This is a genomic window from Chelativorans salis (assembly GCF_025336525.1).
GTDB lineage: Bacteria > Pseudomonadota > Alphaproteobacteria > Rhizobiales > Rhizobiaceae > Chelativorans > Chelativorans salis.
In genome coordinates, this window is sequence record NZ_JAOCZP010000001.1 from 175971 (window position 1) to 190539 (window position 14569).

At 65.2% G+C, this 14569-nt stretch carries 15 protein-coding genes; 9 read left to right on the top strand and 6 right to left on the bottom strand.

The features are described 5' to 3' along the window. Positions 1–14: 14 nt before the first annotated feature. A complete protein-coding gene (locus tag N5A92_RS00890) occupies positions 15–1445 on the bottom strand; it encodes an FAD-binding oxidoreductase (RefSeq protein ID WP_260900959.1) in 1431 nt (476 codons plus the stop codon). A gap of 11 nt (positions 1446–1456) precedes the next feature. Then, a complete protein-coding gene (locus N5A92_RS00895; RefSeq protein WP_260899931.1) occupies positions 1457–2428 on the bottom strand; it encodes an L-threonylcarbamoyladenylate synthase in 972 nt (323 codons plus the stop codon). Positions 2429–2605: 177 nt separating this feature from the next. Here N5A92_RS00895 and N5A92_RS00900 point away from each other — a divergent pair, with 177 nt between their 5' ends. Together N5A92_RS00900 and N5A92_RS00905 are read left to right on the top strand one after the other, a co-directional pair. Then, complete coding sequence (locus tag N5A92_RS00900) at positions 2606–3001, top strand: hypothetical protein (RefSeq protein ID WP_260899932.1); 396 nt, start codon at positions 2606–2608, stop codon at positions 2999–3001. Positions 3002–3067: 66 nt separating this feature from the next. After that, positions 3068–3481, top strand: a complete 414-nt coding sequence (locus N5A92_RS00905; protein ID WP_260899933.1) for a hypothetical protein — start codon at positions 3068–3070, stop codon at positions 3479–3481. Between the two features lie 2 nt (positions 3482–3483). Here the strand turns inward: N5A92_RS00905 and glyS are convergent, their stop codons facing one another. After that, complete coding sequence (gene glyS, locus N5A92_RS00910; protein ID WP_260899934.1) at positions 3484–5751, bottom strand: glycine--tRNA ligase subunit beta; 2268 nt, start codon at positions 5749–5751, stop codon at positions 3484–3486. Positions 5752–6302: 551 nt separating this feature from the next. Here glyS and N5A92_RS00915 point away from each other — a divergent pair. Continuing rightward, a complete protein-coding gene (locus N5A92_RS00915; protein WP_260899935.1) occupies positions 6303–6500 on the top strand; it encodes a hypothetical protein in 198 nt (65 codons plus the stop codon). 3 nt (positions 6501–6503) lie between these two features. Here N5A92_RS00915 and N5A92_RS00920 read toward each other — a convergent pair whose 3' ends face one another. From N5A92_RS00920 to N5A92_RS00930, 3 genes are all read right to left on the bottom strand, one after another. Continuing rightward, entirely contained in the window at positions 6504–7430 is a 927-nt protein-coding gene (locus N5A92_RS00920; protein ID WP_260900960.1) for a glycine--tRNA ligase subunit alpha, read from the bottom strand. A gap of 149 nt (positions 7431–7579) precedes the next feature. Beyond that, entirely contained in the window at positions 7580–9541 is a 1962-nt protein-coding gene (locus tag N5A92_RS00925; protein ID WP_260899938.1) for a tetratricopeptide repeat protein, read from the bottom strand. A 151-nt stretch (positions 9542–9692) separates the two neighbouring features. Next, a complete protein-coding gene (locus N5A92_RS00930; RefSeq protein WP_260900961.1) occupies positions 9693–10709 on the bottom strand; it encodes a polyprenyl synthetase family protein in 1017 nt (338 codons plus the stop codon). A gap of 156 nt (positions 10710–10865) precedes the next feature. Between N5A92_RS00930 and N5A92_RS00935 the strand changes: the two genes are divergently transcribed. From N5A92_RS00935 to moaB, 6 genes are all read left to right on the top strand, one after another. Further along, a complete protein-coding gene (locus tag N5A92_RS00935) occupies positions 10866–11087 on the top strand; it encodes a putative signal transducing protein (protein ID WP_260899939.1) in 222 nt (73 codons plus the stop codon). A gap of 4 nt (positions 11088–11091) precedes the next feature. Beyond that, positions 11092–11865 (top strand): tRNA1(Val) (adenine(37)-N6)-methyltransferase, encoded by a 774-nt coding sequence (locus tag N5A92_RS00940; protein ID WP_260899940.1) that lies wholly within the window; start codon positions 11092–11094, stop codon positions 11863–11865. 81 nt (positions 11866–11946) lie between these two features. After that, positions 11947–12807 carry a S49 family peptidase gene (locus tag N5A92_RS00945; protein ID WP_260899941.1) on the top strand — a complete coding sequence of 287 codons (861 nt, stop codon included), beginning with the start codon at positions 11947–11949 and terminating at the stop codon, positions 12805–12807. A 66-nt stretch (positions 12808–12873) separates the two neighbouring features. Further along, positions 12874–13059: a hypothetical protein gene (locus tag N5A92_RS00950; RefSeq protein WP_260899942.1), complete on the top strand. Its 186-nt coding sequence runs from the start codon at positions 12874–12876 to the stop codon at positions 13057–13059. Positions 13060–13070: 11 nt separating this feature from the next. Next, on the top strand, positions 13071–13955 hold the full coding sequence (locus N5A92_RS00955) for a 4-(cytidine 5'-diphospho)-2-C-methyl-D-erythritol kinase (protein ID WP_260899943.1): 885 nt from the start codon (positions 13071–13073) through the stop codon (positions 13953–13955). Next, a complete protein-coding gene (gene moaB / locus N5A92_RS00960) occupies positions 13948–14511 on the top strand; it encodes a molybdenum cofactor biosynthesis protein B (protein WP_260899944.1) in 564 nt (187 codons plus the stop codon). The genes N5A92_RS00955 and moaB overlap by 8 nt, the downstream gene beginning before the upstream one ends. Positions 14512–14569 lie beyond the last annotated feature (58 nt).

Below are 14569 nucleotides of genomic sequence, written 5' to 3' on the forward strand. Positions count from 1 at the left end.
AGCGCGCATACCGCTTAAATCACTTTTCCCGGGTTCATGATCCCCGCCGGATCAAACGCTGCCTTCACCCGCCGCATCAGGTCTGTCGCTACCGTGGGCTGGGTGGCGATCAGCTCTTCCCGCTTCATCCGCCCGATACCATGCTCGGCGGAGAACGAGCCATGCAGTTCGCGCACCACGGCATGCACCGCATCGTTCATGGAGCGGTAGTGCGCAAGATATTCCGCGCGGTCCATGCCCACCGGCTGAGACACGTTATAGTGCAGGTTACCGTCGCCCATATGGCCGAAACAGACGACACGGCTTCCCGGCAGCACCTCTTGAACCGCCTCGCCCGCCCTTTGGATGAATTCAGGAATAGCGGCGACGGGTACGGAGATATCGTGCTTGATCGAGCCGCCTTCCGGCCTCTGTGCTTCCGACATCGCTTCGCGCAGGTGGCGAAGAGCGAGCGCCTGCGTCTCGTTCTGGGCGATCACGGCGTCGGCCACATGCCCGGCCTCGAAACCTTCCGCCAGCACCTCTTCCATCAGAGAGCGCGCATCCTCCGCAGAGCGGCCGGAGGATATTTCCAGCATCACATGCCAAGGGTGCTCGCCGGCAAGCGGCGGCTGCACGCCGGGGATGTGCTTCAGCACGAAGTCAAGCGGTGTCCGTTCCATCAGCTCGAAAGCGGTGAGCGCGGTGCCTGCCCTGTCGTTGGCGGCCCCGAAAAGGGCAAGGGCTGCGACTGGCGAGCCGACGCCGGCCCAGGCAAGCTCGCGCCCCTTCGGCTTGGGAAAGAGCTTCAGCACGGCCGCGGTGATGATGCCGAGCGTGCCCTCGGCGCCGATGAACAGGTTTTTCAGGTCGTAGCCGGTATTGTCCTTCTTCAGCTTCCTGAGATCGTCCAGCACCTCGCCCGTCGGCAGCACCACCTCCAGCCCCAGGCACAGGTCGCGCGCTGTGCCGTAGGCGAGCGCGCCGATACCGCCGGCGTTCGACGACAGGTTGCCGCCGACCTGGCAGGAGCCCTGCGAGGCGAGCGACAGCGGAAACAGCCGGTCATTGACATCCGCCGCCTCCTGAAGGGTCTGCAGGACGACACCGGCCTCGACAACGGCCGTGTTGGAGGAAAGGTCGATCTCGCGGATGCGGTTCAGGCGGGAGAGCGAGAGCACCACCTCGCGCCCTGTTGCGTCCGGCATCTGCCCGCCCACCAGCCCGGTGTTGCCGCCCTGCGGAACGATGGGCGTTCCGGTCTCCGTGGCGAGCTTTAAAATGCGGCTTACCTCTTCGGTGCTGCCCGGCTTGAGCACCAGCGACGTCAAGCCCCCGAATAGGCCGCGCGGCTCCTCGATGTGGGGCGCGATATCCTGCGGGGCTGTCAGCGCATGGTGCTTTCCGACGATTGCGACGAAGCGGTCGACAAGGCCGGGATCAAGGCTCGCCGGGGTTTCATCCATTGCAGGCAACGCTAGTGCTCCTCGTCCTGGCTGTCACGCGGGGCGGCCGCCCGCATCAGCCGGTCGTTGATGGCCTCGCCAAGGCCCGTCAAAGGCACTGGCTCGACGGCAATTGTCACCGCGCCCCCCGCATCGAGCCGCGAAAGGTGGGAAAAGAGGTTGGCGGCCGCCTCGCGCAGATCACCGGAAGGAGACAGGTTCATCACCTCAGCAGCCGTCTCCGCCCCCTTCGCCCTTGCCGGGCCGAAAGCCAGCAGCGCCTCGCCGGGCATCACCTCGGCCACGTTGAGCCGCATGCGGGCGTGGGGCGCATAGTGCGAGGCGAGCATCCCAGGCGCCTCGATGCCCTTCGCCCCGCGCGAAAGCGGCACCTGTACCACCCCCTCGATCTCCTCTGCGGCGATCCCCCCGGGGCGCAGCAGCGTCAGGCCCTCGTCCGTCACCTTGAGAATGGTCGATTCCAGACCCACCGGGGTCGGACCGCCGTCGACAATCAAGGGGATGCGGTTGCCGAGGGCGGCGTTTACGGCCTCCGCCGTAGTGCCGCTGACGCGGCCGGAGATGTTGGCGCTGGGGGCGGCGAGCGGGCGGCCGAGACGGGCGATGACATCGCGACCGAAGCCCCTTGGGTAACGCAGCGCAATCGTATCGAGACCGGCCGTCACCAGCGGGTGGATGCCGGATCCCTGCCGATGCGGCAGCACCAGGGTGAGCGGGCCCGGCCAGAAGGCCTCGGCCAAGCGTGCTGCCAGCGGCGGGAAAACCGCAATGCCCTCGGCCATCTGCCGGTCGGCCACATGGGCGATCAGGGGGTTGAAGCGCGGCCGACCCTTGGCCTCGAAGATGCGCGCCACGGCCTCGCCATTGGTCGCATCGGCGGCCAGCCCGTAGACGGTCTCCGTAGGGATCGCCACCAATTCGCCAGCGTCCAGCAGGCGACAGGCAGCTTCCAATGCTTGGTCTTGCCGCAGGATCTCGGCCAAGGCATGCGTCTCCAAATTCTCCGGCTGGTGCCTATCCCTTTGGCGCTTGCGGGACAAGAGTAGCCTGTTGTCGGCACGGCGTCCGTTAGAATGCCACCCATTCGATCACCGGTTTCTTAATCCGCCGATGCTACCTTTCCGTGTGAAAGCGGGCGCAGTGCGAGGGGGATTATCGCAATGAAGTTACTTGCAATCGGGCCGTTCGTGGCCGTTGCCGTTCTGGCGGCCAGTCACGCCGACGCTTCCTCCATTGTCGAGCTCAAGGCGATGGATGTAGAAGCCATGGCCGCTGAGGCGGTACCGGGCGAGGCGCCTGTCGCCCTCAGTGCTTCCGTTTCAGTCATCGGCGAACCGGCGGTGACCTTCGAGAGCACGTCTGCGGTCGAGCAAAGGGACAGTCGCCGTTTCGACCCCGACCCTCTGGTCATCCGCGGCGGCCTTGTGGGTGATCCCTTCGTGCGCGCCACGCCCACGCAACCGACGCCCACCCCACCGCGGCAGGCGAGCGCGCCTGCGGCCGCCGCACCAGCGACGGCCGCTCCCCTGCCACAGACTTTCAGCAGACCTCAATAAGGCGGCTTGACGGCTCTGTCCTTCCGGCGCAACGTCCGCCTGTTCGATCAGTCGAGGGGGCGGGCGATGCTCACATTCATGAAAATCCTGCATCTGTTCGGCCTCATGCTGGGCGCCGGCGGCGGCCTGGGAAGCATGATGGTGGGCATCCAGGCAAAGCGCGCAGGGGGACCACCTCCGCCCGCGCTCCTTGCGCTCAGAAAGAATTTCGCGCTGGCCGCCCTGATCGGCGTCCTGCTCCTGTGGGCGACGGGCCTGTGGATGTGGCTGGTCGACTATGGCGGCGCCTGGCTCGGCACCGCCTTCGCGGTGAAGATCGCCGCCGCCGTCCTCATCCTCGCCATCCTGGTCGCCGCCCGTATCGCCATGGCGCGTACAGCACCGGGCAGCCCGCCGCCGGCCTTCATCCAGCGGCTGGGGCCAGTCTCCGGCCTCTTGTCCTATATCGCCGTGGCGCTGGCGGTGATCGTCTTTACCTGACCTTAACCGGCGATCTTTGAGAAGTCGGCCACTTGGGCTGTCGTCTGGCGGATACGGTTCAGAAGTGCCAGGCGATTGGCGCGAACTGAATCATTCTCGACATTTACGAGAATCTCTTCAAAAAATGAGTCAACCGGTCCGCGAAGCGCGGCCAGCGCCTTCATGGCGGCGGAAAAGTCTTGTTTCTGAATCGCTTCGCCGGCTTTCTTCTCAGCCTGATTCACGGCGTCGAAAAGTCGAATCTCGGCGCCTTCTTTTAGGAGCGCGGGATCGACGGCCTCGGCAATCCGCGTCCCCTTCTTCTCCTCGATGTCGACAATGCTCGCCGCCCGGTTGGTGCCGGCGAGGAGGTTCTTGCCGTCCTCGGTGTCGAGGAGTTCGGACAGCGCCTCGACGCGGCGGACTATGAGGAGGAGGTCATCGTTGTGCGCCTCGCCGGCGTCGCCGCCGCTTGCCAGCACGGCGTCGATGAGGTCATAGCGGGCGCCCTGATCGCGGAGGTAGACTTTCAGGCGGTCGTGGAAGAAGGAGAGGAGCGAGAATGCGATTGCGCGCGCGGGATTATAGGCAAACGTGCTCTCATCGAAATCCGTAGCAGCCAATAGGCTCGCCTCCGCATCGGCGGAAGCACCGCCTGATCGAACGATCTCCTCAGGTAGCGTCACTATTGGCTGCTCTACCGCCGCTATGAGAGAGAGGCTTATTTCATTCTCCACCAAAATCCGGATCACCCCCAGCGCCGCCCTTCTCAGCGCGTAAGGATCCTTGCTCCCCGTCGGCTTCTCATCAATCGCCCAGAAACCCACCAGCATGTCGAGCTTGTCGGCCAGCGCCGCGGCCACCGACACCGGGTCGGTCGGCACGACATCACTCGGCCCCAGCGGCTTGTAGTGCTCCTCCAGCGCCGCCGCCACGGAAGCATGCTCCTCCTGCAGCTCGGCGTATTTCCGCCCCATCGCCCCCTGCAGCTCGGGAAACTCCCCCACCACCTCCGTCGTGAGATCGGCCTTGGCGAGCACCGCCGCGCGATCCGCCAGATCGGGGTCGGCGCCGACCACTGGCGCTAGTTCGCGCGCCAGCCGCCGGATGCGCTCCACGCGCTCACCCTGCGTGCCGAGCTTGGCGTGGAAGGTGACGTTCAGGTGGTCGAGCCGCGCCATGCGCTGGTCGAGCGGCTTGTCGAGGTCGAGGCCGAACTTTTCCGCCGACTCGTTCAGGGCGGCGAGGTCCGGCAGGTCGGCCTGGTCCGTCTTCCAGAAATAGAACGCGTCGGAGAGCCGGGCGCGCACCACCTTGCCGTTGCCGTAGGCGATCTCCCTGCCGCCGTCCCTTGCCTCGATATTGGCGGTGATGACGAAGCGGTTGGAAAGCGTCCCCGCCTCCCCTTGAGGCCGGGTGACGAAGCACTTCTGGTTGGCGCGGATCGTCAGGCGGACGACCTCGGGCGGGATCGCCAGATAGTCCTCCTCGAACGAGCCCATCAGCACCACCGGCCATTCGACGAGGCCGGCCACCTCCTCCAGTAGGCCCTCGTCCTCCACCAGATCCAGCCCGTTGGCAAAGGCCAGGTTCCTGGCGTCGTCGAGGATCATGCGCTTGCGGCGTTCGGGGTCGAGCACGACCTTGGCCTTCTCCAGGCTCGCCACATAGTCGTCGAAGCGGCGCACAGTGATCGCCTCGGGCGCATGGAAGCGGTGGCCGTAGGTGACGTTGCTAGAGCGGATGCCGTCGACCTCGAAATCGACCACCACCGGCTCCTCCGTCTCCGGGCCAAAGGTGCACAGGATCGATTGCAGGGGGCGCACCCAGCGAAGCGAGCCGGGATTCTTCGAGGCAGTTCCCCAGCGCATGGATTTCGGCCACGGGAAGTCGCGGATGATGCCCGGCATCATCTCGGCGACGATCTCTTCGGCAGCCCTTCCCTTCTTCTCGATCACGGCGACATAGAAATCGCCCTTCTTCGGGTCCGACTGCACCTTGGCCTGTTCGACCGAAGAAAGACCGGCCGCCCGGAAAAAGCCCTCGATCGCCTTTTCCGGCGCATCGACGCGCGGCCCCTTGCGCTCCTCGCGCACATCCTTGGAGCGGACGGTGACGCCGCGAATGTCGAGCGTGAGCCGCCGGGGCGTCCAATACTCCTGGCAACCCTCATAGGTCAGCCCCGCCTCGACGAGACCGTCGGTGACCAGCTTCCTCAGGTCGCCCGCCGCCTTGCGCTGCATGCGGGCGGGGATTTCTTCCGAGCGAAGTTCAAGAAGCAGGTCGGGCATGGATCAATTCTTTCGTGAGGGTCCGGCGCGGCAATAGCAACTCCTCTCCGCCCTGTCACCTTTTTGGATCGCAATCCGATACGTGACAACGCAAACGGCTGCGTCCGCGAGGGGATGCGATTGGGGGCTGGTCATCCCAACCCCCGTCATCCCGGCCGAGCGAAGTGAGGGCCGGGTCCCATTCCGTGACGTTGACGTTCCGGAATGGGTCCCGGACAGCCTCCGCTGTCGCTCCGGCTTCCGGGATGACGGCGGTTTGGACGACCAGCCCCCAATCGCATCCCGCTCCAGACATAAAAAATTTCACCGCCATGTCGGAGCGGCGGGTACATGCCCGTCCTCGGGACGAAATCCCCGATGAACCAAGTAAGCGCGCTGAAGCGGCGGTCGCTTCAGACAAGGGAGTCTTGCGCGCCGAACCGCGGCTTAACGGTAGCTTAACGGCGCCGCCACGCCCGGTTCAGCCGCCATGTGCACAATGGGGAAAGGATGAACGTTCCGGTCGGCCAGGAGGAAGACGAGGCCGGGGGTTCGGGAGAAGGAAAGGGACGATGAAAGCCGCTTCGACGCTCATTCAGGTCTTCGCACTCAGCGCCTGCCTCGCCGTGCAGGCCTCGTCGAGCGGCGAACTCAAAATGGCCGGCGTGCGCCGCGCGATCCAGACCATCGCGGCAACCGGAGCTTCCGTACAGCTCATGCTGCCGGCCGAAGCGATGGCCGCCGACGACAGCGCCGCCTTCGCCGGCTGACCCTCAGGCCGCGTCCGCCAATCCGCCCGCTTGCGTCTTCAGGAATGCCTCGCCGCAGGCCTTCGCCAGGTCGCGCACGCGCAGGATGTAGCTCTGCCGCTCGGTCACCGAGATGACACCGCGCGCGTCCATGAGATTGAAGACATGGGAGGCCTTGATGCACTGGTCGTAGGCGGGGAAGACCATCCTGTGCAGCGCGGAATTGTCGGTGGAGGACGGCGCGCCCGCCGCCAGCAGCGCCCGGCATTCCTTCTCCGCATCCTCGAAATGGCGGAAGAGCATGGAGGTGTCGGCGTATTCGAAATTATGCCGCGAGTATTCCTGCTCGGCCTGCAGGAAGACCTCGCCATACGTCACCTTGTCCGGGCCTTCCAGCCCGTTGAAGTTGAGGTCGTAGACGTTGTCGACACCCTGCACATACATGGCGAGCCGCTCCAGTCCATAGGTAAGCTCGCCCGACACCGGCGCGCACTCGATGCCGCACACCTGCTGGAAATAGGTGAACTGCGAGACCTCCATGCCGTCGCACCAGCATTCCCAACCGAGCCCCCAGGAGCCGGTCGTCGGGTTCTCCCAGTCGTCCTCCACGAAGCGGATGTCGTGGGTGAGCGGGTCGAGGCCGATGGCGGCAAGCGAGCCGAGATAAAGCTCCTGGAGATTGGGCGGGTTGGGCTTCAGGATCACCTGGTACTGGTAGTAGTGCTGCAGTCGGTTGGGATTCTCGCCGTAGCGACCGTCCTTGGGCCGGCGCGAGGGCTGCACATAGGCGGCGTTCCACGGCCGCGGTCCCAACGCACGCAGCGTAGTGGCCGGATGCAGCGTGCCCGCACCCACCTCCATGTCATAGGGCTGCAGGATAATGCAGCCGCGCTCCGCCCAATAGTTGTGAAGCGTCAGGATCAGCCCCTGGAACGAGCGGGCGGGATGCATGTGCGGCAAGGGGTGGGCGGTCACGCGGTCGTCTCCGGAGGCTCGGGCGCGCTTCGTCCTATTGCGCGTGGGTGTGGGCGTCAAGCGGGGGTGGAGTGGCGCCTGGCGCTGTCTTCCACGCCACTGCGCCACGATGACTGCCTTTCGTCCTATTCCCCCGTCGGCAGTTTCAGCTCTTGACCTGCGCCGACACGGTCTGGGTCGCCTCGCAGGAAGGGGTTCAATTCGAGGATATCGTGATAGCGGTTCCCGTCGCCCAGTTCGTCCACGGCGATGGACCATAGCGTCTGTCCCGGCTTCACCGTGTAGGTCCGCGTTGCGGCCGCATCCGTCTGCGCCTCCAGTTCTCCGGCAGCACCGTCATTCACCACGTTGCGCGCCGTGCCGGCGGCATCGGCGAGCTTCTCGCCCTCCTCGGGCGGGAGGCCTTCGGACAGCTTCTTTTCAACCTCGGCCACAAGTTCGGGCTCGGGATCGAGGTTGAGCGCATGCGACCACTGATAACGCGCCTCCAGCCTGCGGCCGACGCGCCAGTATGCGTCGCCCAGATGGTCGTTGAGCACCGCATCGTCCGGACGCAGGGAAACGGCACGCTCCAGCTGTTCAACCGCCTTGTCGTACTCGCCCAGCCGGTAATGCGCCCAGCCAAGCGAATCGACGATGTAGCCGTCGCTCGGGCGCAGCTCGACGGCGCGGCGGATAAGGTCCATCGCCTCCTCCAGGTGCATGTTCATATCGACCCAGGAATAGCCGAGATAGTTCATGACCTGAGGATGGTCCGGGTAAAGCTCCAGCGCCGTTTTGAAGTTTGGCTCGGCCTTGGACCACTCCTTGAGCCGCTCATTGGCGATGCCGCGCTGGTAGAAGATGTTCCAATGCTGGCGCTCCGGCTCCTCGATCTGCGCCACGGCGCGGTCGTAAAGATCGGCGGCGGAGCGGTAGTCCTTCTGCGCGGCATAGACCCCGCCGAGCGCGAGATAGGCGCGCATATCGGAAGGATCGGCGCCCAGAACCTTCTTTAGATGATCGATGGCCTCGTCGTTGCGATCGAGATCGGCGAGGTTCAGGCCGATCTGGAACTCGGCGGTGCGCGCCCACGGCGAGCTTTCGTCGATTTGCTCATAGAAGGCGATGGCCCGCTCTGGCTCCTGCTGCCTTTCGGCAACCTGCGCGAGCTGCAGGAGGATGGCGTCGTTTCCAGGCCGCAGCGCCTGCGCGAAACGAAGATAGAGCCGAACAAAGGCATCGCCGCCGCCGCTGGAAAGCTCGGTGGCGATGTTGAGCAGGATTTCCGAGGCTCCCTCGGCGGGTGCCGCCACCGGCGGGACGAGTTTTTCGCCGACCGTCAGCCGCTCGCGCAGCACGGGAACGGAGGCGACGGCGCCGCCCAGTTCCTCCGTCCGGCCGAGCACCTCTCTCGCTTTCTCGGCCTCGCCGAGTTGCGACAGATGGGCAGCATAGGCCTCGCCCAGGCGGCCAAGCGTCTCGGGCGCCACGGAGCGCGGCGCTATCCCAGCGAACAGCTCCTCGAAGGCCTCCGTGGCTTGCGTTTCCCGGCCGCCCTGGCTCAACATCAGCGCCCGCTGGTAGTTCTTGAACAAACCGTACCAGCTCGGCCCTTCGAGACCATCCAGATGGTCGAGCGCGCCGTCCAGGTTACCCTGCCCTGCAATGGCCCAAGCGGTCATGATACCGGTGATCAGCCGATCGAGGTCGGACTCAACCACGATCTTCAACCAACGCTCGGCCGCGCCGAAATCGCCTTTGCGAAGAGCGTCCACGGCAAGCGTCAGCCGCGAGAAGCGCTCCACCTCCGGTTCGGACTGCAGTCTCTCGGCGTGAGGCAGCGCCTCGTCCAGCCGGCCCTGCGAGACGAGCGCCAGGAGCAGGCTCTGTTGCAGCGATACATTGTCCGGGTCGTAGGAGAGCGCGCGTTCGTAGTATGTGGCAGCGCTTTCCAGGTCGTCGTCGGCTTCCGCCGCCCTGCCGGCGAGATAGGCGCCGGAGAAGGAATGCGTGGGCACGGTCTCGACCGAATTCGCCGTCTCCTTGGCGAATCCCGCATCGAGCGAGAACGCCATGAACGCCGCCAGTGCCGCGGTCGCTTTCAATCCTGTTTTCATTCGCCGCATTTGTCCCTTATGTCCGGCCGTATGCGTTGCAGCGCCCGCAACGCTGGAAAGGCTGTGCCCTATGGCAAGAGCATGGCCTTTTTGCGATGACGCTTCAACGTATAATGGTCATTTTTCGGCCGGTCGCTGATCACGTCACCCGGCTGATGCAGAAATCGATGACGTCGAAGAGCGCCGCTTTCTGCGGCGTTGCCTTCAAGGGCGCCAGCGCGTCGCGGGCGATCTCGCCGAAATGACGGGCCCGGCCGATCGTATCGCCGATGGCACCGTGCTTGTTCATCAGCCCGATGGCCTTTTCGAGCGCAGCGTCGTCGCACTCGTTCTCCTCGATGGCGCATTTCCAGAAGCCGCGCTCCTCTTCGGAGCCGCGGCGGTAACTCAGGATCACCGGCAGGGTCACCTTGCCCTCACGGAAATCATCGCCGATGTTCTTGCCGAGGTCGCTGCTGTTGCCGCCGTAGTCTAGCGCGTCGTCGACGAGCTGGAAGGCGAGCCCCAGATTGGCACCGAAGGAGCGGAGCGCTGCGCGGTCGTTGCGCGATGCCTCGGCGATGACAGGGCCAACCTCGGCGGCGGCGGAAAAGAGCGCGGCGGTCTTGGCCTTGATGACGGCCAGATACTCGTCTTCCGTCGTCTCCAGGTTTTTGGCCACGCCAAGCTGCATAACTTCGCCTTCGGCGATGACGGAGGCAGCGGCGGAAAGAATGTCGAGCGCGTCCAGCGAGCCGACGTCGACCATCATGCGGAAGGCCTGGCCGAGCAGGAAGTCGCCGACCAGAACGCTCGCCTGGTTGCCCCAGATCATGCGCGCCGTCTTGCGGCCGCGCCGCATATCGCTCTCGTCCACGACGTCATCGTGGAGCAGCGTGGCCGTATGCATGAACTCCACACTGGTGGCGAGCTTCACGTGGCCCTCGCCCGCGTAACCGAACATCTGCGCTGCGGCCAGCGTCACCATGGGGCGGAGGCGCTTTCCTCCGGAGGAGATCAAGTGGCGGGCAAGCTCAGGGATCAATTCCACGTCCGAACCCGCCTTGGAGAGGATGAGTTCGTTGACGCGCCCCATATCGTCCTTAGTCAGGTCGATCAGACCATCGATCGAAGCCGCACTGCGCTTGCCGCCTTCGAGATTCACTACGACGCCCACCGGGAGTTCCTCCATTCCATGATTTCCGGGCAGCCGCCCGGTCCGGACTTTATGGCCGCAATCGCCCTTGCCGCAAGCGGCGAATTGGCACGCAAGGCGGGTTAGGACAACCGCTCGGCATTTACAAGCGCCGGTTGACCTGCCAACGTCGCTGCCATGATCGAGCTCATCCGCACCAACGACGCCGTCACCATCTCCTTCGTCGAGAGCCTGCTGCGTGACGCCGGTATTGACTATCTGGTCGCCGACCAGAACATGAGCATCATGGAAGGCTCCCTCGGAGTGCTACCGCGCCGTGTGCTCGTCGACACGGAAGAGGCGGAAGCAGCGCGGCGACTTCTGGCCGATGCCGGCGTGATGGACGGCGACGCCGGCTGAGCCGATGCCCGAAGCGATGGCCTTCACCACCGACGCCTTCCACCGCGGCCGCTTCCATCTCGTTCAACCCGCGGGCAAGGGGCACCGCGCCGGCCTCGACGCCATGCTTCTCGCCGGTGCGGTGCCGGAAGGCTTCAGCGGGCTCCTCGCCGATCTCGGCGCCGGCGCCGGGGCGGCGGGCTTTGCCGTCGCCGCGCGTTGCCCGCAGGCGCGCGTCGTGCTGGTGGAGCGTGCGGCGGAGATGGCTGCCTGCGCCCGCGAGAGCCTCGCGTTGCCTGAGAACGAAGCGCTGGCGTCCCGGATTACCATTGTTGAGGCCGATGTGGAGTTGTCTGGCCGGGAGCGGCAGAGCGTAGGGCTCACCGATCGATCCTTCGACTTCGTCGTCATGAACCCGCCCTTCAACGCGGCGCACGACAGGGCGACGCCGGATACGCTCAAACGGCAGGCCCATGTGATGGAGGACGGCCTATTCGAGCGCTGGCTGAGGACGGCAGCCGCCATCGCGAAACCCGGCGCGGGGCTGGCGATCATCGCCCGTCCTGGTTCGATCGCCGAAATCCTCTCCGCCCTCGCCGGCCGCTTCGGCAGCGCAGAAGTTCTGCCCATCCACCCGCGCCCGCAGGTCGAGGCGATCCGCATCGTCGTCAGGGCGCGCAAGGGCGCGCGGGGAGGCCTGCGCCTTCAGCCGCCGCTCATCCTCCATGGAGAGGGCAATGGCTTTACGCGACGCGCCGAGATGGTGATCAACGGCCGGGCAACCCTTTTGGGCGTTTGACGTTCATTCAGGCGGGCGCCATTGCGCAGCGCCGGCAAATGCCTACATGACAACGGACCCGAGGCACTGGAGACCCTGCCATTGAAACAGCCGCTGTCGCGCCTTCTGCCGAAATCGCTTCGTTCCGACATCACCACCATCCCCGTCGTCAGGCTGCAAGGCACCATAATGGCCAGCGGCAGCCCGTTGCGGCAGCACCTCTCTCTCTCGTCCACCGCCGGTATTATCGAGAAGGCGTTTTCCTACTCGGCGCCGGCGGTAGCGATCGCGATTAACTCCCCCGGCGGCTCGCCGGTGCAGTCGCGCCTCATCTACAAGCGCATCCGCGATCTGGCCGAGGAGAAGAAGCGGAAGGTATTCGTCTTCGTCGAGGACGTGGCGGCCTCCGGCGGCTATATGATCGCGCTCGCCGGCGACGAAATCATCGCCGACCCTTCGTCCATCGTCGGCTCCATCGGCGTGGTGTCGGCCGGCTTCGGGTTCCAGGAGATGATCGGCAAGATCGGCATTGAGCGGCGCATGCACACATCTGGCCGCAACAAGGCCATCCTCGACCCCTTCCAGCCGGAAAAGAAGCAGGACGTGGAGCACCTCAAAACGATCCAGGAAGAGCTGCACCAGGCATTCATCGCAATGGTGAAGGAGCGGCGTGGCGCCAGGCTAGCAGACGACGAGGATCTTTTTACCGGCCTGTTCTGGAGCGGGGAACGCGGGAAGGCGCTCGGCCTCGTGGATGTGCTGGGCGACATGCGTTCCTATCTGAGGAGCCGCTATGGCGACAAGACCCGGCTCAAGCTGGTGAGCCACCCGCGCGGCCTGTTCGGGCGCCGGCTGACACTTTTCGGCACTGCAACGCGCGGCATCGACATCGCCGCTGCGGCCACGGATGGGCTCCTGCAAGCGGCCGAGGAGCAGGCGCTGTGGCGCCGCTACGGGCTTTAAGCCCTTCCTTTTGCACCTTTCGGCAAACGGGCCTATCATGGAATGACCGCCAGGGAGGCAACACACATGCCGCAACTGATCTTCTTCTCCCTCATCGCCCTCGTGGCCTACTACGGCTACCGGGCCTTCGTCCGCGAGACCGAGCGGGTGACACAACGGGCGGAACGCGCCCGCAGGGAAGCCGCAACGGGGAGCATGGGCACGCTCGTCAAGGACCCGGAGACGGGCGAATACCGGCTGGCGAAAGACTGAGACCCACCTTCATGCCGACAAGACTGGAGCGCGCGGCACCGGCGAAGGTCAATCTGGCGCTCCATGTCACCGGACGCCGCGCCGACGGCTATCATCTCCTGGAAAGCCTCGTCGTCTTCACCCGCTACGGCGACCAGTTGCACGCCGCGCCGGCGGAGCATGATACCTTCTCCCTCGCAGGCCCCTATGGTGCGCAGGTGCCGCGCGACGCGGACAACCTCGTGCTGCGCGCCCGCGACCTGCTGCGCCGGCATTTCGGGGTGGATAAACCCGTGGCGCTGACGCTGGAGAAGAACCTGCCGGTCGCTTCGGGCATCGGCGGCGGATCGAGTGATGCGGCCGCCACGCTTCATCTGCTCGCCCGCCACTGGCACGTTAAGGCCGGACACCGTGACCTCGCAAAGATCGCCCTAGCGCTCGGTGCTGATGTGCCCATGTGCCTGGCGGCCCGGCCGCTGCTGGCGCACGGCATCGGGGAGGCGCTGGAGCCTGTCCGCCGCCTGCCGGCTCTGCCGCTCCTCCTCGTCAATCCCGGGCAGATGCTCGCCACGCCGGATGTCTTCGCCGCGCTCGAAAGGCGCGAAAATCCTCCCCTTCCGCCCTTCCAAGGTGGCGGCGGTGTTGCCGAGATCGTGCGCTGGCTCAATTCTGCACGTAACGACCTGGAGGCCCCGGCGCTAATGCTCATGCCGGAGATCGGCATTGCATTGAAGGCACTTCGGTCGGAGGGTGCGCTTATTGTCCGCATGTCCGGCTCGGGTGCCACCTGCTTCGGCATCTTCGAGACCGAGGGACAGGCGCAGGCGGCCGAAAAGGCCATTGGCAGCCGCCGCCCCGAATGGTTCGTTCAGGCGACGATCACCACCGCGTCCGTGGAGGCAATCCACAATGGCTGACCGCAGCTTCATCCCAGTACGTTTCGCCGTGCTCACGGTCTCCGACAGCCGGACACTCGACGACGATAAATCCGGCGATACACTCGCCGAGCGCATTGAGGCCGCTGGCCATCAGCTTATCGACCGCGCCATCGCCCCTGACGAGATCAAGCGCATCCGCGACATCGTTAGCGCCTGGTGCGCCGACAGCGGCATAGACGCCGTTATTAGCACCGGCGGCACGGGCTTCACCGGCCGTGACGTGACGCCGGAGGCGCTGGAGCCACTGTTCGACAAGCGCATGGACGGATTCTCGCACCTCTTCCACCGCGCCTCCTTCGATAAAATCGGCACCTCCACTATACAATCGCGCGCCACGGCAGGCCTCGTCGATCAGACCTTCGTCTTCGTGCTGCCCGGCTCGCCCGGCGCCTGCCGCGACGCCTGGGACCATATCCTGAAGGACCAGTTCGACTACCGGCACATGCCCTGCAACTTCGTCGAGATCATGCCGCGCCTCGACGAGCACTTGCAGCGTGGCGGCGGCCGACCTCCAGGCTTCTCCACGGATCCGTAGAAAGTTCTTGATTTGTTCTCTTTCCTTGAATAGGAATAGATTCATCGAGAATGATCGC